This is a genomic window from Corynebacterium sp. HMSC078H07 (genome assembly GCF_001812805.1).
GTDB lineage: Bacteria > Actinomycetota > Actinomycetes > Mycobacteriales > Mycobacteriaceae > Corynebacterium.
This window is the reverse complement of record NZ_KV810431.1, coordinates 1,459-18,611: the sequence shown is the minus strand read 5'-3', so window position 1 is coordinate 18,611 and position 17,153 is coordinate 1,459. Positions and strand designations below refer to the sequence as shown.

At 58.4% G+C, this 17,153-nt stretch carries 18 protein-coding genes, 1 tRNA gene and 2 pseudogenes; 4 read left to right on the top strand and 17 right to left on the bottom strand.

All coding sequences use genetic code 11. The annotated features are described in order from the left end of the window. Positions 1–6 precede the first annotated feature (6 nt). The 15 genes from HMPREF2875_RS00115 to HMPREF2875_RS00045 all read right to left on the bottom strand — a co-directional run bounded on the left by HMPREF2875_RS00115 (position 7) and on the right by HMPREF2875_RS00045 (position 13,360). Positions 7–834 carry a hypothetical protein gene (locus HMPREF2875_RS00115; protein WP_070669453.1) on the bottom strand — a complete coding sequence of 276 codons (828 nt, stop codon included), beginning with the start codon at positions 832–834 and terminating at the stop codon, positions 7–9. Positions 835–836: 2 nt separating this feature from the next. Continuing rightward, positions 837–1,496 carry an ABC transporter ATP-binding protein gene (locus HMPREF2875_RS00110; RefSeq protein ID WP_070669484.1) on the bottom strand — a complete coding sequence of 220 codons (660 nt, stop codon included), beginning with the start codon at positions 1,494–1,496 and terminating at the stop codon, positions 837–839. Positions 1,497–1,580: 84 nt separating this feature from the next. Further along, positions 1,581–1,823 (bottom strand): hypothetical protein, encoded by a 243-nt coding sequence (locus tag HMPREF2875_RS00105; RefSeq protein WP_039672984.1) that lies wholly within the window; start codon positions 1,821–1,823, stop codon positions 1,581–1,583. Beyond that, positions 1,824–2,069, bottom strand: a complete 246-nt coding sequence (locus HMPREF2875_RS00100) for a ribbon-helix-helix domain-containing protein (protein ID WP_070669452.1) — start codon at positions 2,067–2,069, stop codon at positions 1,824–1,826. Between the two features lie 51 nt (positions 2,070–2,120). Continuing rightward, a complete protein-coding gene (locus tag HMPREF2875_RS00095; protein WP_070669451.1) occupies positions 2,121–2,774 on the bottom strand; it encodes a response regulator in 654 nt (217 codons plus the stop codon). A gap of 36 nt (positions 2,775–2,810) precedes the next feature. After that, entirely contained in the window at positions 2,811–3,014 is a 204-nt protein-coding gene (locus tag HMPREF2875_RS00090) for a hypothetical protein (protein WP_070669450.1), read from the bottom strand. 47 nt (positions 3,015–3,061) lie between these two features. Continuing rightward, positions 3,062–4,138, bottom strand: coding sequence for a sensor histidine kinase (locus tag HMPREF2875_RS00085; protein ID WP_070669449.1), 1,077 nt, complete (start codon positions 4,136–4,138; stop codon positions 3,062–3,064). Positions 4,139–4,164: 26 nt separating this feature from the next. Continuing rightward, on the bottom strand, positions 4,165–4,440 hold the full coding sequence (gene crgA / locus HMPREF2875_RS00080) for a cell division protein CrgA (RefSeq protein WP_070669448.1): 276 nt from the start codon (positions 4,438–4,440) through the stop codon (positions 4,165–4,167). Positions 4,441–4,503: 63 nt separating this feature from the next. Next, complete coding sequence (gene pknB, locus HMPREF2875_RS00075) at positions 4,504–6,444, bottom strand: Stk1 family PASTA domain-containing Ser/Thr kinase (RefSeq protein WP_070669447.1); 1,941 nt, start codon at positions 6,442–6,444, stop codon at positions 4,504–4,506. A 6-nt stretch (positions 6,445–6,450) separates the two neighbouring features. Next, complete coding sequence (locus tag HMPREF2875_RS00070; protein WP_070669446.1) at positions 6,451–7,881, bottom strand: serine/threonine-protein kinase; 1,431 nt, start codon at positions 7,879–7,881, stop codon at positions 6,451–6,453. Further along, the gene (locus tag HMPREF2875_RS00065) at positions 7,881–9,311 is read right to left on the bottom strand and encodes a penicillin-binding transpeptidase domain-containing protein (RefSeq protein ID WP_070669445.1); all 1,431 of its coding nucleotides are present in this window, start codon (positions 9,309–9,311) and stop codon (positions 7,881–7,883) included. The genes HMPREF2875_RS00070 and HMPREF2875_RS00065 overlap by 1 nt, the downstream gene beginning before the upstream one ends. Further along, positions 9,308–10,660 carry an FtsW/RodA/SpoVE family cell cycle protein gene (locus tag HMPREF2875_RS00060; RefSeq protein ID WP_070669444.1) on the bottom strand — a complete coding sequence of 451 codons (1,353 nt, stop codon included), beginning with the start codon at positions 10,658–10,660 and terminating at the stop codon, positions 9,308–9,310. Before HMPREF2875_RS00060 ends, HMPREF2875_RS00065 begins: the two co-directional genes overlap by 4 nt. After that, positions 10,661–12,049, bottom strand: coding sequence for a protein phosphatase 2C domain-containing protein (locus HMPREF2875_RS00055; RefSeq protein WP_070669443.1), 1,389 nt, complete (start codon positions 12,047–12,049; stop codon positions 10,661–10,663). Further along, complete coding sequence (locus tag HMPREF2875_RS00050) at positions 12,046–12,498, bottom strand: FHA domain-containing protein FhaB/FipA (protein ID WP_039673007.1); 453 nt, start codon at positions 12,496–12,498, stop codon at positions 12,046–12,048. Before HMPREF2875_RS00050 ends, HMPREF2875_RS00055 begins: the two co-directional genes overlap by 4 nt. Positions 12,499–12,529: 31 nt before the next feature. Then, positions 12,530–13,360: a DUF3662 and FHA domain-containing protein gene (locus HMPREF2875_RS00045; protein ID WP_070669442.1), complete on the bottom strand. Its 831-nt coding sequence runs from the start codon at positions 13,358–13,360 to the stop codon at positions 12,530–12,532. Positions 13,361–13,589: 229 nt separating this feature from the next. Here HMPREF2875_RS00045 and HMPREF2875_RS00040 point away from each other — a divergent pair. After that, positions 13,590–13,674 (top strand) — tRNA-Leu (locus HMPREF2875_RS00040). Between the two features lie 57 nt (positions 13,675–13,731). Here the strand turns inward: HMPREF2875_RS00040 and HMPREF2875_RS00035 are convergent. Continuing rightward, positions 13,732–14,208: a MarR family winged helix-turn-helix transcriptional regulator gene (locus HMPREF2875_RS00035; protein ID WP_070669441.1), complete on the bottom strand. Its 477-nt coding sequence runs from the start codon at positions 14,206–14,208 to the stop codon at positions 13,732–13,734. Between the two features lie 101 nt (positions 14,209–14,309). On the opposite strand from HMPREF2875_RS00035, the gene HMPREF2875_RS00030 reads away from it, so the two are divergent. Both HMPREF2875_RS00030 and HMPREF2875_RS00025 read left to right on the top strand, forming a co-directional pair. Beyond that, the gene (locus HMPREF2875_RS00030; protein ID WP_070669440.1) at positions 14,310–14,780 is read left to right on the top strand and encodes a cupin domain-containing protein; all 471 of its coding nucleotides are present in this window, start codon (positions 14,310–14,312) and stop codon (positions 14,778–14,780) included. An 83-nt stretch (positions 14,781–14,863) separates the two neighbouring features. Continuing rightward, positions 14,864–16,039 (top strand): MFS transporter, encoded by a 1,176-nt coding sequence (locus HMPREF2875_RS00025; protein ID WP_070669439.1) that lies wholly within the window; start codon positions 14,864–14,866, stop codon positions 16,037–16,039. Between the two features lie 100 nt (positions 16,040–16,139). On the opposite strand, the pseudogene bioD reads toward HMPREF2875_RS00025, so the two are convergent. Further along, positions 16,140–16,628: pseudogene (gene bioD / locus HMPREF2875_RS00020) on the bottom strand (ATP-dependent dethiobiotin synthetase BioD); the annotation flags it as partial. Between the two features lie 146 nt (positions 16,629–16,774). Between bioD and HMPREF2875_RS00015 the strand changes: the two are divergent. Beyond that, positions 16,775–17,153 (top strand): annotated as a pseudogene (locus HMPREF2875_RS00015) (IS21 family transposase); the annotation flags it as partial.

Sequence of the window (17,153 nt, the reverse complement as noted above, 5' to 3'; positions counted from 1 at the left end):
CCCATGTTAAAGATTTGCCCGGTGAAAGCGGGTGAGCCCAAGTCCCATACTCACAACCGACCAGCCGGTAAGTACAGCAATACCCACCCATGGATTCATAGTCTGCGTTGGCCCCTGTCCACCAGCAATTGACACAGCAGAAGAAGGAAGCCAACTGTAAAGATACGGTTCCCACCCAGCCATGACGCCGATAGTTCCCAGGATAACTCCTGCCATTAACACTGCGACAATAACGCCGATGGCTGGACCGATTTTCTGTATGGCTAATACGACACCGATGATTGCGAGGGTTAGTAGTAGCACCGCCAGGCTGCCTCGAAGCCACATGACGGCGACATTAGAAGCAGAAGCAATCAGAGAAACATCATTCATCGGAGCCGCAACCAGTGCGATCAGTGAGTTAAGAACACAGGCTCCCGCGCACACTAGGAGGACGGTACTAAGTACAGCCGCGATCAAAGAACGCACCCATTTCATACGCGAACCAGCGCCAACCACCTTCCACACCACTGCACCGCTGGAAAATGGGTAGCTAGCTGCGGTGATTGTGAGTGCAACAATGGCGATGAGGAAGATTGAAATGCCTGTCGACTGGCCAGAACCTGTGATGTCGAGGGCGGCCAATTGGAAACTGGACGTCGTGGGATCGGAGCCGTCGATCAGCGCCTGAACTTGTTGGCCTGTTGGACTGTCACCGACTTGTGGCGGGTCAATTTTCAAAAGGAACGGAAGTGCCCACTGCAGGACTGCGCTGATGCCCGCCATCATAACTGCGAGTATCGTGACGATCAGCACGTTCGGGAGGTGACGAAGGGTATAAAGCTCGGATTTCATGTCTAGTCTTTCGTAGTGTGGGCGAAGTAGGTGGCTTCAAGGTCGGGGATTTCACTTAGAACGCCTGTGAATGTGGTGTGACCACGAGAAATGATGACTACGTCGTGGGCGACTGCGGCTGCTTCAGCCAAATGATGGGTTGCCATGATAATTGCCTTCCCACGGGAAGCCTCCGCACACAAGACTTCGCCTAACCAGCGAATGCCGTCAGGATCAAGACCAGAGGACGGCTCGTCCAAGATGATGATGTCGGGATCTTGTAACAGAGCTCCTGCTAGCGCTATACGACGCTTCATGCCTAACGAGTAAGTTTTGAGCTGCCGGTCGCAGCGGTGCGACATATCTACCAGCTCTAAAATCTCTTGTACCCGATGCTTATCGACGCCATATAGCCTCGCCATTGCTTGGAGATGCTGACGCCCGGTGAGACTGGTAACGAGGCCGCCATCGTCGAGGAGCAGCCCGATGGTGCCATTGATTTGCTTCGTTCCGGTGGCTTTCACCAAGCCGAGGGCAGCCCGGAGCGTGGTGGATTTGCCGGCGCCGTTCGGACCAAGCAAAGCGGTGATCCGTCCGGGCGATGCCGTGAGGTTCGCGCCGTGGACAACCTCATGTTCGGCGAAGGAGACGGTGATGTCTCGAGCAGTGAATACGGTGTTCATACCTCTGACGATATTGATCAGGGGCATGAGAAACATCGCCTAAGCAGGCAATCTTTTGCCTCCGCCATTTGGGGGAGAGGCCCGTTAATCGAGTAGAGCGCGGTACTGCTTGCGGGCCTTCATGGAATGAATGATGGTCTCGGTCCCGTCGTCCCAGATAAGAACAACGAGCTCAAGTAATCTCATTGAGCCGTCGAATCCGAGGCGAAGCTCTCGCTGTGGGTTCTCGTCGTCGAGTGGCGCTTTAAAAACACAAGTTGATGTTGCTGCGGTTACGGAATCCTCCGGCTTGATGCCGTGTTTTGTGGCGCTCCGGCGAACCTCCATTTAAATGGCTTTTCTTAGTGCTTCACGGATTGCCTGTGACCTAGACCATCCATGCGCTGTAGCATACTTATCCAGGTCTGCAATTTCATTGGGCGAAAGGCGAATCGAGACAATCTTTGCGGCTTGGTTGTCGCGGGGTTTCCGCCCCCGAGTGCGAAGGGTCTCCACGTCATAACCATTTTCGGCTTCCATTACCCATTCATCAATTTGCTCTTCGCTGATCGGCTGTCCATTGATAGTCTTCATAACCGTAATCGTATTACGAAAAGGGGTTCTGTCGCTAGAGTGAAATTCGGACTAGGAGCCAGCGCCGCCAAGAATCTTGGTCACTAGGTTCAAACGCGTAGTGGCCCCAAAGACGGTGATGAGGCGGGAGACGTGCTTTTTCACGGCGGACTCGGAGTAGCCGGTAGCAGCTGCGATTTCAGAGTTGGAATTACCTGCTAAAAGCAGCTTGAGAACGGCAATTTCCGCCTCATGGAGGTCGTGGCCTTCAATGGCGGCAGCGACGGGATCGCGTGGGGTGGCGGGCTCGCCGATGTAGTCGACCAAACGGTGCATGGCGGCCGGGGCAATGACGGTGCCGCCCTCTACAGCCGAACGAACCGCCTCGATGATCGAGCGCGGGCGTTGGTTCTTCAAGATGTAGCCCGCGCCGCCCGCACGCAGGATCTTGAGCATTGTGTCATCCGAGTCGAAGGCGGTCACCGCCAAGAATGTGGGCGGGTTCGGCGCGGAATTAAGGTGCTTCAGAAGGGTAATGCCATCCATCTGAGGCATGTGAATATCAGCCAGCACGAGGTCCGGCTTGGTTTCCTCAATCTGGGCCAAGCAATCCGCACCATTGGTGGCCTCACCGACTACTGAGATGTCGTCGGTGGTCTGGAAGTAGACGCGGAAAGTCGAGCGGACGAGCTCGTCATCGTCGACGAGGAAGACCCGAATGCTCATGGGAGATACGTAGTCAGAAGGAACAGGGGCGTGGTCTTAGCCCCCGCACCACCAGCGCTCCGGGCTGGTGGAGCAACGGAAGTGGTCGGCGAATTCGGCGCCGTATGACCTGTAGAAGGTGAATCCGGTGGACTCGGAAGCGGTGGTGCTGTCTGTAGTTGCGGTGGGCTCAGATGCACCGGCTACCGGTGCAGAGAAAAGGGCCAGTGCTGCGGCGGCCGCGGCGAGGGAAGTGCGCATGTTGTTACCTTTAATATTCAAAGATCGGTGATTACCGGGCCACTTTACTATATTTTTCTCAGGCAGGCAGCAGGAAGCGATAGGCGTGTGACCCATTGATCAGCCTCTTTCCCGCTGCCAAATGTGCCATGAACTCTCCGCACCCGGCGGGCGATCTCACCCAAACCTAGGCTGGTCGTCATGAATTGACGCGATTGCTGTGAGGCAATGGAAGACGTGATGCGCACATCAATGTTTTTGGAGTTGCTGCTGGCTTCGATGGTTACGCGTGATTCGGGTTGGGAGTATTTGAGTATGTTCACGGCGAGTTCGGAAAATACGAGTGAGAGCTTCTGCGGTAGTGCAAGCTGACCGGTCTTTCCTAGCTTGATGTCTGGCTCGCACACAAAGCCATGGCTCGATAGGAAGCTCACCATCGTGTCGAGATCTTCTTCCAGCGACTTCACTCCCTGCGTTACGCTTTCGTTCTTCATTACTCGCAGAAGATCGCGGACTTCACCCATGGCCCGGCGAGCGTCATCGGCGATTGCTTCCGCGGAGTCGGCCGCGGAAGGATCCGTTTGGGTCAACGCCAAGGTTTCCGAGCGCATGACCACGGAGGTTAAGGTCGCAGCCACGGAATCGTGAAGAGCAGTCATGAGAGCCTCGCGTTGCTCGGCGGCGCGCTGCTCGGAGGCAAGACGCTGGTCCCGGGTTCTGCGCAGTGCGGCGCCAATGCCGATGGCCACCGCATATAAGAGAAGCGGAAGCGAAAGGTTAAATGGATCGAAGTCCGGTAGATAGTTGTTCGACGGATCTGTCGTGATGAAGTACGTGTACACCACCGCAAGGGGAACCGCCCACAACCAGCGCTTCTGAAACGCCACAATGCCCACGATAACGGGGCTCCACGCCAGGAATAGGAAAGACCGCCAGTCTGGGCACCACATGGCGAATGCAAAAAGCGCACCGTACCCGCAGGCCGCCACGAAGGGACGTCGGATAGCCAGCGGCGTCAAGCTGACGCCGAGGCCGGCGAGTAGGAGTGCGCCGGGAGTAAGGAAGTTCTTGTCCACCGTGACGGTGAGCATCACTAAAATGATGCAGCCGACACCGGCGACGCTATAGAACCTCGAGGAGCTCATCGCTTCCGTGTTTTAAGCGTGTAAAACTAACGCCAGCCCATCGTCATGAGCAGGCCAATGATGGCCAAGCCGAAGCCAATGCCGTAGTTCCACGGGCCCAGTTCCTGCATGAACGGGATGGACTCACCGGCCAGGTAGTTCACCACGAGCCACAGCAGGCCGATGAGCATAAGGCCGAGCATGATGGCGATGTACCACTTCGGGGTGCCCTCAGAGTTGATCTTGACCGGGGTGCGGTTGGTAGCAGAGCTGGAGGACTGGGGGAGCGGGTAGCCCTCCGTCGTGATCTTGGACTTTGGCATTTCTACACCTTTAGGTAGGGAGTTTTAATCTGTGGGATACCTTAGCAGCTACGGCATCAAGAGCTACTGCGGGATCAACGCGGACGGGTCGAATTCCCAGAAGCGGACGTCGATGGTGGCGTCCTTGCGGATGACATCGCCGCGCTTGACGGATGCCCAGCCAATCTTGTCGCTGTCGATGGGATTAGAGGTCGGAATGTGCTCGCCCACCTCAAGGGAACCGGACCAGCCCTTCGCGCGCAGCGCGGATTCTGCTTCACCCTGAGTGGAGTGCACCAGGTCCGGTGCCTGAATCAGCATGCCGTTAGACACCTCAATGGTGACCGTGCTGCCCTTGGGCAGCTTCTGGCCCTTTTCGGCAACCTTGATGACTTGATTCTCCGGCAGCTCGGAATCCACCGAATTAACGTTCACCTCAAAGTCCATGGAGCTGAGCATCTCCACGGCGCGGTCGCGGTCCATGCCGGATACGTCCGGGACGCTGACATCCTTCTGGCCCTTGGACACCGTGATGTGGACCTTTGAGCCCTTGGACAGCTGCGAGCCGCCGGCTGGGTTCTGCGAAATGATCTCACCCGTAGGCGCATCATCGTTGACCTGCTCGATGTCTTCCTTGAGTTCCAGGGAAGCCTCCTCCAGCGCCTGGGTGGCCTCTTCCACGGTCATACCGGTGAGGTCAGGGACCTCAGTAATCTCCTTACCGGAGGACACGGTCAGCGTGACGGAGGACTTCTTCTGCAGCTCAGAGCCTTCCGCCGGGTTGATGCGGATGACCTTGCCGCGCGGAACGTCAGGGCTAGGCTCCTCATTAATCGCGACAAAGAGGCCGAGCTTCTCTAGTTCTTCCACGACCTCGTTGCGCGGGCGGTCCTTCACCTTGGGCACGACGACCATGTTGGCGCGCTGCGCGGCTTCGTGCTGCGCCTGCTCACGTTCTCGGGCCTCCTGCTGGGAGCTTTGCCAGAAGTCCCAGGCGAAGTAACCGACGATGGCGATGAGCGCCGCCGCGAGCAGGGCGGCGAGCCACTTGAGACCGCCGCCGCTCTCGTCGTCCTCGCTCGGCCTTGTCGACGCCACCGGAGCGCGGTGCTGGGCTGATACCGGAGCCACCATCGTGGTCGGGTGATCTTCATCGTTGACGTGCGAGCGTGCCGCCTCCGGCAGCTGGCCCTGCGCCAAACGTTCCAGGTCATCGCCCATCTCCCACGCGGACTGGTACCGGTCCGCCGGGTGTTTAGCCATAGCAGTGAGCACTACGGCATCGAGGCCAAGGCGCTGCTTCTCAGATAGATCTTCTTCAATGAACTCCGACGGCGGGGTCGGATCCTCCTGCACGTGCTGGTAAGCCACCGCGAAGGGAGTCTCTCCTTCAAACGGGGTGCGGCCGGTCACCGTTTCATACATGACGCAGCCGAGTGCGTAAACGTCGGATCGGGCGTCGGCAGGCTTGCCACGGGCTTGTTCCGGGGAAAGGTACTGCGCGGTGCCAATGACAGCGGAGGTCTGCGTCATCGCGGACGTGGAATCATCAAGCGCCCGGGCGATGCCGAAGTCCATGACCTTCACCTGGCCGGTGTTGGTGAGCATGATGTTCGCCGGTTTGATATCGCGGTGAATAATGCCCGCTTCATGGGAGGATTGCAGGGCATCTGCCACGGGTTTCAGGACGCGGGCGGCTTCCGTCACCGGCAAAGGCCCGTCCTCACGAACGATATCGCGCAGAGTGCGGCCCTGGACGTATTCCATGACGATGTAGGGCACCATCATGCCGTCGACGTCCTTTTCACCGGTGTCGAAAACGGCCACGATATTGGGGTGATTGAGTTTGCCGGAATTCTGGGCTTCGCGGCGGAAACGTTCACGGAAGTTGACGTCGCGCGCCATGTCGGGGCGCAGCATCTTGACGGCGACGGTGCGTCCCAAGACGGAGTCTTCGGCCTCGTAGACTTCAGACATGCCGCCGGTGCCGATGGACTGGCGGAGGTGGTACCGATCACTGACCATGGTGGGTTACTGGCCTCCCTGTAGCGCGGATTCTTCGGTGGGGTTGTCCTGTGAGTCTAGTTCGGGTGTGGCTGTGGGGCCGTCATCGACCTGCGGTTGTGTCCCCTCAGGTAGGAGTTCTTCGCCGGTGGGTTGGTGTGGGGAGATCTCGTGGGTGGGCGACGGCATGATCGAGTGTGTCGTCGTGACGGTGATGGGGGCTGGGGGTTCTTCTTCCACCGTGGTGGTTTCCACGGTGTCACGGGTCGTTGGGGCCTCCGTGGTGGGCTCCTCCGTGGTTTCCGGCGTGACGGTTTCGGTCACGATGATTTCCGTCGGCTGCTCCGAGGTGGTGGGCGCAGGTTCACTGGAGTTCTCGGTGAAGAACCTGTAGCCCGCGAGGCCGACGCCCACGAGCGCAGCGATGGCCACAGCAATGAGCAAGCCGGTGCCGAAGCCACCTTTCTTCGCCGGCGGTTCCGCTTCCGGCGGCTGTGTTGCTGGGCGCACCGTCGTGGGATTGGCCATGTTACCCAGCATTTCCGTCGATGCGGAGGGGGAAGGTTCGGCGGCGAGCGGAGCGAGTGCGGCAGATTTCGGCTGCGGCGGGCGCTGGCCCTGGCGCACGGCCGAGATGGCGTTGGTGAACTCGTTGCCGTCGGCAAAGCGGGTGTTGGGGTCCTTGCGCAGGGCAAGGCCGATCAGTTCGCGCGTGGGCGCGCTTATCGACGTCGACAAGGGCTCCGGCGCCTGACTAATATGCGCCAGCGCTACCGATACCGAGGAATCACCGCTGAAGGGGCGATTGCCGGCGAGCATCTCATAGCCCACCACACCAAGCGAGTACACGTCCGAGGCTGGGCCGACTTCGTAACCTTGGGCCTGCTCCGGCGAGACGTACTGGGCGGTGCCGACCACCATGCCGGTGCGCGTGAGAGGCACGGCTGCGGCGGCTTTGGCGATGCCAAAGTCAGTGATTTTGACCTGGCCGTTCTGGGTAATCATGAGGTTGCCCGGCTTAATATCGCGGTGCACGAGCCCCATGTGGTGGATGACGGACAGGCCGTGGGAGGCCTGTTCCATGACGTCGAGCGCCAGCGTTTCCGGCAGTGCGCCTTCGCGGGCCAGCAGGTCAGCCAAGGATTCACCGCGGATGTACTCCAAGGCCATGAAACAGAAGGTGCGGCCGTTGTCCTCAAGCTCGCGGTAGTCGTAGGTGGCCACGACGTTTTCGGAATCAATGGACTCTGCCGCCTTGGCTTCGTTGCGGAAGCGCGAGAGGAATTCGTTGTTATCGGAGAATTCCGGCCGCAGGACCTTGATGGCCACCTCGCGGTCGTTGTGGACGTCATCCGCAAGCCACACGGTGGACATGCCGCCGTGGCCGACGATCCATTGCAGCTGGTAGTCCTCGCCGATGAGTGCTTGTAGGTGCTCCTTATTATCAGCGCTGTTCACTACTGCTCACCTCCGTATGCGCGCAGGATGGCGCGGCCGATCGGTCCGGAGACCTGTCCACCAGTAGCGCCTTCGCCTAGGTTGCCGCCGTCCTTGACCACGACGCCGACCGCAATGTCCTTTTCCGGGTCAAAGGCCACGTACCACACGTGCGGGGCAAGGCCCTCACCGTGCTCGGCGGTACCCGTCTTGGAGGCAAAGCCATTGCCGTCGTAGCCCCAGGTGGATCGTTCAGAAGCGAACATGAGGTCCGTCAAGGTGTTGGCGGTGTCTTCGTTGATGGCCTCAGCGGCCTGACGCGGTTGGGTCGTGCGCAGCTCATTCATCTGGGCATCGGTGATGCGGTTGATGAGGTAGGGCTCCATGCGCTTGCCCTTATTCGCCACGGTGGCGGCCATGACCGCGGCTTGGAGGGCGGACATGGTGACGTCACGCTGGCCGATGGCCGATTGGGCGACCTGTGCGCCGTCGCTCAGCTCACCCAGCGCACCCGAAGAGGTCTCCACACCGAGCGAATACTTCTCACCCACGCCGAAGCCTTCTGCGTACTTGCGCAGTTCATCGGCACCGATACCTTCAGACATCTCCACGAATGCCGTGTTGCAGGAGAGCGCAAAGGCGGTTTGGAGCGTGACGCTGTCCGCGCCGCCGCAGGCTTGGTTGCCGTAGTTCGTGAGCTCCGTAACCGTATCCGGCAGCGTGATGGACGCCGCGCCGGTGAGCGTGGAATTCGGATTGAAACCGTTGTTGAGGCCGGCAGCCGTGGTGATGATCTTAAAAATCGAACCCGGCGGCAAGGTCTCCTGCGTGGCATGGTTGATGAGCGGATTGCCCTCTTGGTTCTGCAGCTGATCCCACGTTTCGGCCGCGTTGCCGCCCATGAGGTCGGAGACATTGAAACTGGGGGAGGACGCCATAGCCAGTACTTTGCCCGTGGAGGGCTGAATGGCTACGGCCGCGCCTTTGTAGCCTGGCCCGGCCAGCTGGTCATAGGCTGCCTGTTGCAGCGCTGGGTCGATGGTGACTTCCACGTTGGCGCCCTTCTGCGGCTTGCCGGAGAGCATATCGAGCCAGTTGTGTGCCAGCAGCGAGTCGTCCTTGCCGTTGAGGATGTCATTTTGCGAGGCCTCCAACTGGGAGGCGCCGAAGCGCTCCGAGAGGTAACCAGTGACATCGGCGAAGGCTGGGGAATCGGTGGGGTAGGAGCGCGAGTAATTGCCGTTTTCATCCGCGGTGGACTGCGCCAGGACCGTATCGCCGGCGAAGATCTGGCCGCGCGGGGTCGTGCGCATCTCCAGATAGCCGCGAACGTTCTTGGGGTTGTGGGCGTACTTATCCGTCGAAAACGCCTGCACCACCGTGAGGTTCACGAGGAGGACGGCGGTGAGAAGGAGGGCAAAGAGGGAGACGAGGCGAATCGATCTATTCATCGGGTGGCCTCCTGGATGGCGGGGAACATGGACGTATCACTCGGAGCATTCGAGGTGAGCTCTCGCGCTGGGCGACGAGCCGCGTTGGAAATACGCAGCAGCACGGCTAACAACATGTAGTTGGCCATGAGCGAGGAGCCGCCGGCGGACATAAACGGCGTGGTGAGACCCGTCATGGGCAGCAGGGCGGAAATGCCGCCGGTGACGACGAAGACTTGGACTGCGAGCGTAAGAGCCAGGCCCGAGGCCACCAGCTTGCCATAGGTATCGCGGCAGGTCAGCGCAGTGCGGAAACCGCGGGAGACGAGCATAGCGAAGAGGACAAGTACCGCAGCCAGGCCCACCAAACCGAATTCCTCGCCGATACCAGCCAGGATGAAGTCCGAATGCGCCACCGGCACCATGTCCGGGTGACCCTGGCCCAAACCGGTACCAGTAATGCCGCCGGAGGACATGCCGAACAGCGCCTGGGACAGCTGGAAGCCGGTGGTGTCATAGTTGGCCAGCGGGTCAATGAAATTGGAGAAGCGCTGCTGAATCTTGTCCGAGACCTGGTAGATGCCGAATCCGCCGATGCCCACGAGGATGACACCAATGATGAGCCAGCTGACGCGGTTGGTGGCCATAAAGAGCATGCCGAGGACCGTGCTAAACAGCAGCAGTGCCGGGCCGAAGTCATTCGAGATGCCCATAATGACAATGGCGATGCCCCAAATCACGAGGATGGGGGCCAGGTCACGCAGGCGGGGCAGGGATAGACCCAAGAACTTAAAGCCCGCCACGGTGAACAGGGAACGCTTCTGGGTAAGCAGCATGGCGAAGAACAAGATCAGCAAGATCTTGGAGAACTCGCCCGGCTGGATGGAAAAGGGTCCGAGCCACAACCAAATGCGGGCTTCCACTCCTGGCGGCTGCGGCCATACCAGCGGCAGGGCCAAGAGAATGAGGCCGAGCGCGCCCAAGATATAGGAATAGCGCGTCAGCGAGCGGTGATCCCGCAAAAGAACGAGTACCAGCGCAAAGAGGATAAGTCCGACGACGGTCCACATCACCTGTCGCACCGCGAGTTCACCGCCACTGGCCAGGTCAAGGCGCTGCAACATGATAAGCCCCGTGCCGTTGAGCACCGCGACGATAGGCAGCATGATCTGGTCCGCGTAGGGCGCTAAGAAACACAGGAAGAGATGCGCTACAGCGAAGACTCCGATGAAGCCACCGATGAGGTAGAGCACGTCGAGGGTCAGCACGTTGCCTTGGGAGAGCTCGAGGCTCACCAAGGTGATGGCGAAAACTACCGTGGCGAAGACGAGCAGGCCGAACTCAGTTCCACGGGAAAAGAGCTTGCTCACCTACTTCACCTCCCGGCAGTTGCCCTGTGGGGGCTTGTCCGCATCCTTCTTGGCGTCCTTTTTCGCCTCATCCGCAGCGTCTTTGTCCTTATCCTGCGCGGCGTCTTTCGACGTGGCGCACGGCTTCAAGGCCTTCTCCGACAGGCGCGTCAACTGTGTCTGCACCTCGTCATAAGAGCCTGCGGGCAGGTTGCCCACGGCTGCTCGTTCTGACTCGGGAAGATCCGTGAGCCTAAACGGCGCATACTCGCCTGTGCACTCACCGGTGCTCAGCTTGAGTGAATTGTCCTTGTTCAAGCACGCATGCTGATAGGTGTGGTGCAGGGAGCGGCCAAAGAGATCGAAATCCGCGCCTTGTTGGATGGTGAGGACTTCCTCCTCATCCGTGGCCACGTAATAGTTGCTGGCCAAGTGATTCTTCATCCACAGCCCGCCGCTCACCACAATCACCAACACGAGGACGAGGGAGGCGATAACCTTCCACCCCACCCGGCTGCGTCGCGGCGGCCGCTGCGGCTCATCCTCGGTGACCTCCCGGGGTTGTACCTCAGCGGCTTGTGCTTTTGGGGGCGAGATCAGCTTCGCCGCACGGCTTGCTGAAGAATCCGGGTGCGTCGGCTCGGGCACGACGCCTTGGATGGCGCCGACGGTGATGGGGGAGACGTCGTCAAGCTCTGCGTCCACGACCTCCGCCACCACGATGGTGACGTTATCTGGACCGCCCGAACGCAACGCGAGATCGCGCAGCATAATAGCGGCCTCATCCACCGAACCCTGGTTCAGCGCCTGCTCGATGGTCGACGCCGTCACCGGATCCGACAGGCCATCCGAGCACAGCATGATGCGGTCGCCCACCTGGGCATCCAGCGTAAAGAGCGTCGGCTCCACTGGGCGGCCGGTGTAGGCCTTGAGGATCAGAGACTTCTGCGGGTGGGACGAGACATCTGCTGGGTCGAGCTTGCCCTCATCCACGAGTGACTGCACGTAGGTGTCATCTTTTGTCACCTGGGTAAGCTTGCCGTCACGCAGGCGGTAGCCGCGGGAATCGCCCACGTGGCACACGCCGAACTGCGAGCCGTTGAACATCATCGCAGTCAGCGTGGTGCCCATACCTTCGGTTTCCGGGTGCTCATCCACATGGTCGCGGATTGCCGCGTTGGCATCTTCCGCCGCCGCGCCCAGCAGGGCCAGCATGTCGTTATCGCCCGGATCGCGCTCGAGGGGCGCCATGTGCTCCACCATCGTCGTGGATGCGACTTCGCCGGCGGCGTGGCCACCCATGCCGTCGGCAAGCACCAGCAGGTGAGGTCCCGCGTGGGCGGAATCCTCGTTATTGTCGCGGACCAAACCGCGGTCCGTCACTGCAGTAAATTTCAGGCTCAACGTCATGCCATCAACCTCACGGTCGTCCGACCAAGTTTGATATCCGAACCCACACCAACGCGTTCCGGCTGGTCAATACGGGCACCACCCACGAAGGTGCCGTTGCGGGATTCCAAATCCTCCACAAACCACTCGCTGCCCCGACGGAACAGACGAGCGTGGTGGCCAGAGGAAAAATCATCACCAGTGACAAAATCACAGTCCTGCGCGCGGCCCATCGTACAGTCTTCGAGGGTGCCTAGCTCCATGTGGGAACCGCGCAGGGGACCCTCCACGATGGCGATTTCACGCGGCGCTTCTCGACGCCTCTGTGACCCCTTCACCGGGGCCGATGCCTGGTACACGCCGGCCGCCTTATTGGCGTCACGGCGCATAGCGTTGAGCGCGACCAGAATAAACAGCCACAGCAACACCAGCAGGCCGATGCGCAGCGACAGCAGCACGATCGAGTCCATGGACGGTCCTTACTTTAGAGGGAGTGGGGGCTTAATAATTCTGGTTCTCAAGGCCGGTGATGCGGACCTCGATGTGGGAGTGGCCGAGGGTGATCACGTCACCATCAGCTAGCAGCCAGTTGTCAATCGGGGTGTCATTGACCGTGGTGCCGTTGGTGGACTGCAGGTCAACGAGTACCGCGTCCTGACCGTTCCACGTGATCTCCGCATGTTGGCGGGAGACACCCGTATCCGGCAGGCGCAGGTCTGCGTCGTTGCTACGGCCGAGGATATTGGAGCCTTCGCGCACGTGGTACACGCGGGAGGAGCCATCCTGCAGCATGAGCGTTACCGCTGGGCCGTGTGGCGTGGGTGCCGGCTCATTCGGGTTCGGCGCCATGAAAGCGGTGGTTGCGGCCTCATCGGCGTTGTGCGGCTGGGTCATAGAGTCCTCCTGACCATGGTCGTGGTGGAAAATCGCATCGAATCCGGTTTCCTCTGTGGGCTCGTGGTCCAGGAAGGACGACACGCGCAGCTGGCCCGTACGCAGGCCTGACTCCTCCGCAATCCGCACGATGACCGGCCCCGCGAGGGACCAGCCACTGTTGCGAATAAAACGAGTGAGTTGATCAGATAGATCCGTAGGAATATCCCGATTTTGGGAGAGGTTCTCAATGTCCTTGGAGGACACACCGACGGTCATGACGTTGGGGCTGTACAGCTTGCCGTCATCACCGCGGGACAGGTTGTCCTGCGCCTCCTGCTTGAGCAACTCTTCAATCTCCGCGGGGACGACCTTGCCGCCAAAGACAAAGGCCATGCCGTTGTCCAATCCGCGCTGCAGGGAAGAATCCAGCTTGGCGAGTTTTTCTAGCAATGCCATGGGGAAAGTGCCGTCCTCCTTTCAGGGTATTCCAGGGAACTATCTCACTGCGATGGTGGAATACAGCGATATAGCAGCGATCAGTATAGGTGTCTTTCCCCCTCTAAACGTAGACGCGCGCGGCAAAGTTCCCTGTGTATTCAGTAAAAAGCTCGGGTTTGCCAGCGGATTTGTCGGTTTATCAGGGCAGCGTGCTAAGGTTAGCTGGTCGCCAAGACATCAATACCCTGCCCGGGTGGCGGAATTGGCAGACGCGCTGGCTTCAGGTGCCAGTGTCCTTATAGGACGTGCGGGTTCAAGTCCCGCCCCGGGCACGCTGTGACAGCCCCGCCTTCTCGTTGAGAGTGCGGGGCTGTAGTCATGTTCTGGAGTCAGTCTGAGCTTTCTTTGCTCCAAGATCGTAGCAATTCGAGCAGTTCACGCTGTTGGGTTTTGGACAGGTGGTTGAGGGCTTTTCGCTCAGCTGTGGCATGGGCTTCAACGATGGACATTATTCGGTCGTGTCCTTCGGGCGTTAGTGTCAGAGTTTTTCCTCGCTTGTCGCTGAGATTTATTTCTTCATCAATGAGTCCTTGTTTCTTGAGCTTGTTAAGTCTTCCGGTTATTCCGGCCTTTGACAGAAGTAGGGCGTGTGCAAGTTGACCCGGGGTGATGTTTTCCTGGCGGAGGATCGTTGCTAGAACATCGAAGTCGCCTGGGGCTAATTCAGCTTGTTCATGGATGGTCGTCACTTCATCTTTGATTGCTCTTAACAGATGGGTGAGGCGAAGGGTTGTTTCCATAGCATCCACATCGACGTGGGGATTTATCCTCGTCCACTTGTTCATGGCTGTGGAGATGGCGTCCATTTTGTTCCTTTCGGGTTGCTGAAACTTAGTGTAGCGCTTGACAAAAGAAGTTCGGTAGCGAACTATAAAGTTCGTCAGCGAACAATCTAAGGAGATCTGAGATGTTAATTTTTGATCCCGAAATAGTGGCAGATGCTTCCTCCACTCGCCTTCCGAAGGCAAGATTGCTGGTGGATGCCTCGGATGCAAAAGGGAACGTGAGTGTACAAAATATTCAACTTTTTGATGGGGGCGAGGGAGCCGTTCCACATTTTCATAAGATTTCGTGTGAGTTCTTCTACGTCACTAAAGGGAACCTGGAGTTTTGGGAGGAAGGCCAAATTCACCAGCTAGGTGCGGGTGATTGCGCATTGGTTCTTCCGGGTGTTCCTCATGCTTTTGGAGCGGCTAAGGGTAGCGACGCGGATGTACTGGTAACTGTCGCACCCGGTGTGGAGAGGTTTGAGTATTTCCGTATCTTGGGAGGGATAATGAGTGGCAAGGTGCCTGAAGATGAGCTTGCGCGTCGAGAAGATGAATTCGATACGTATTTTGTGGAAGCACAAGATTGGAAAGCGCATAGAGGAGGATAGGGAGCCAGAATCTACGTTGCTTGCACTCCGGATGTAGGGAGACCGGACTTCGAGCATCTTAGGAAGATTGATTTTTGCCAATCATGTCGAATCGGAAATCGAAAGCAGATATACCAGTCCTACAATTGACAGGGTTAGCGTTTGCCGCTTTCTTGGCCATAATGACCGAGACCATTCCTACGGGGGTTTTGGTTGATATGGGTGAGTCCTTTGGAACGACAACGGGAAAAGTAGGACAGTTTCTAACCGCTTATGCAGCTGGATCTGTGGTGGCTGCAATACCGGTGATGACAGCAACTCGAAAAATGCCGCGTAAGCGACTTTTGGTTATAGCTATCATCGGGCTTGGCGTTTTCAACGCTCTTACTGCTATTACTTCGTATTTGTGGTTAGCCTTTCTTGCTAGGTTTCTTGCTGGTATGGCCGGAGGCGTCGTTTGGGGCCTTGTGGCAAATTACGCTCGGAGTTTAGTCAGTTCGGAAAACCAAGGTCGCGCACTTGCCATTATCGGTTTTGGGCAGCCTTTCGCCTTAGCTTTTGGAGTCCCGCTTGGTGCATTAGGGGGTCAACACTTTGGTTGGAGATTGACGCTCGGCATGCTAACAGTTGCATCCATCGTTTTGGCGTTATGGATTATGTTTACAGTTCCTCCCCGGCCGGGACTTGTTGGAGATGGCCCAGGAACCAAAGTCCTTAAGAGATCGATTTTGATGCCTGGTGTGATGGGGGTGCTTGTCGCGCTCTTCGGCTGGACAGTAGCGCACAACATGGTTTACACGTACATTCAACCTTTAACCAGTGGTGTGGGAATAGCTCTTGGTGTAGATGTCGTGCTTCTATTATTCGGGATTTCTGCGGGGATCAGTATTTTACTTACTGCTGTCGTTGTAGATAAGAGATTGTTTCTGACTGGTCTAATCTCAGGCGCGTTGATGCTTTTAGGATTCTTGCTCTTGTCGGTACCGGCAGCTCCCAACTATTTTTTCATTTCTGGAATAATCGTCTGGGGACTGGGATTTGGTGGTGCACCGACAGTTCTGCAGACTGCCTTAGCCAGAAACGCAGTGAACTTGGCAGATATTGCACAGTCCTTTTTCGTTACTATCTTCAATTTTGGTGTAGGTATCGGTGGTGCGCTCGGAGGGGCAATATCGAGTCTTTGGGGTGCTTCTGCCCTTAGTATTGGTGCAGGGGTGATGTGTGTCTTAGTTTTCGGATTGCTCGTTGTGAGGAGTAGAGATTTTGGAAGGCAGCTTTGAGAGCTAGGCCGCACACTCAGTTCGGGAAGTGCTTCTTAAAAACAGGCTTGAACTTCTCCATCTTGAGTAGCACACGCCAAGAAGTCTCGAGACTTTAGTGTTAAATAATTCCGCTGGCATTCACTGTCGAAGTTCTATCTGCGAACTCGGGCGCGGAAAGTTGGCCCACGCCTGCCGGAAGACAGCCCAGTAGCGGTGCGCCGGTAACTTTCGGCATTTCCTCCACGTTCAGTTGGGTCGCTAGGTCTGGCTCTGTGGGAAGCGAGCCACCAATGAGCCCGAGAATTTGCAGACCCCGGGTGCGGGCGGCTTCCACGGTGAGCTCCGCGGCGTTGAGGCTTCCTAGTCCCATGCTAGTGACGATGATAAGTGGCGCGCCGAGGTCGGCGGCAATATCGGCGAGCGTGAAGTCGTCAGCTAGTCGAACGAGGAGGCCGCCGGCGCCTTCGACGAGCACGACATCCGCCTCGATGCCGCGAATCCACTCAACCAGCTCCTGCCGATCCGGTTGGGGCATTCTTGCACGCCGGGCCGACAGGTTGGGGGCAAGCGGCTCGGGGTAGCGCACAAACTCGCGGGTCTCAACCCCGGCTGTTGCGACCGGCTATTTGGTAGCAGTGTCGTGACTATCCGGTAGCGCTTCAGTGAGTATCTGGTAGCAGCTCGCGGCGCTCGGGGTGATACTTCCGGTAGCCGCACCACTCGGGTGCGGCGCGTACTGGAAGGAGTCCGCTGATGACGGATTACCGTGCGGTGATGACGCTGCTGATTAGGAAGCGTTCCTACCGCCAGATTGAAGACCAGCTCGGGTGCTCGCACCGCGCGATTTCCCGAGCGAACCAAGCGCTGCGAAGCCTTGGCCTGACTACTGCCCAGCAGGTCGCGGCGTTGACGAATGACGAGCTGGACGAGATATTCGTTGATAAACGCACCAGCGGTCAAGGCGAGTTCGTCCCGATTGACTTTGACGCGGTCGTCAAAGCACGCACAGGGCGTGTGAAGCAGACACTGCAAGTATTATGGGCTCGCTACACCACCACCCCCACCCAGCCGGGCCAGCGTCATTACAGCTACGACCGTTTCCGCCAGCTGGTTGCCTCCCATGTCGATGCGG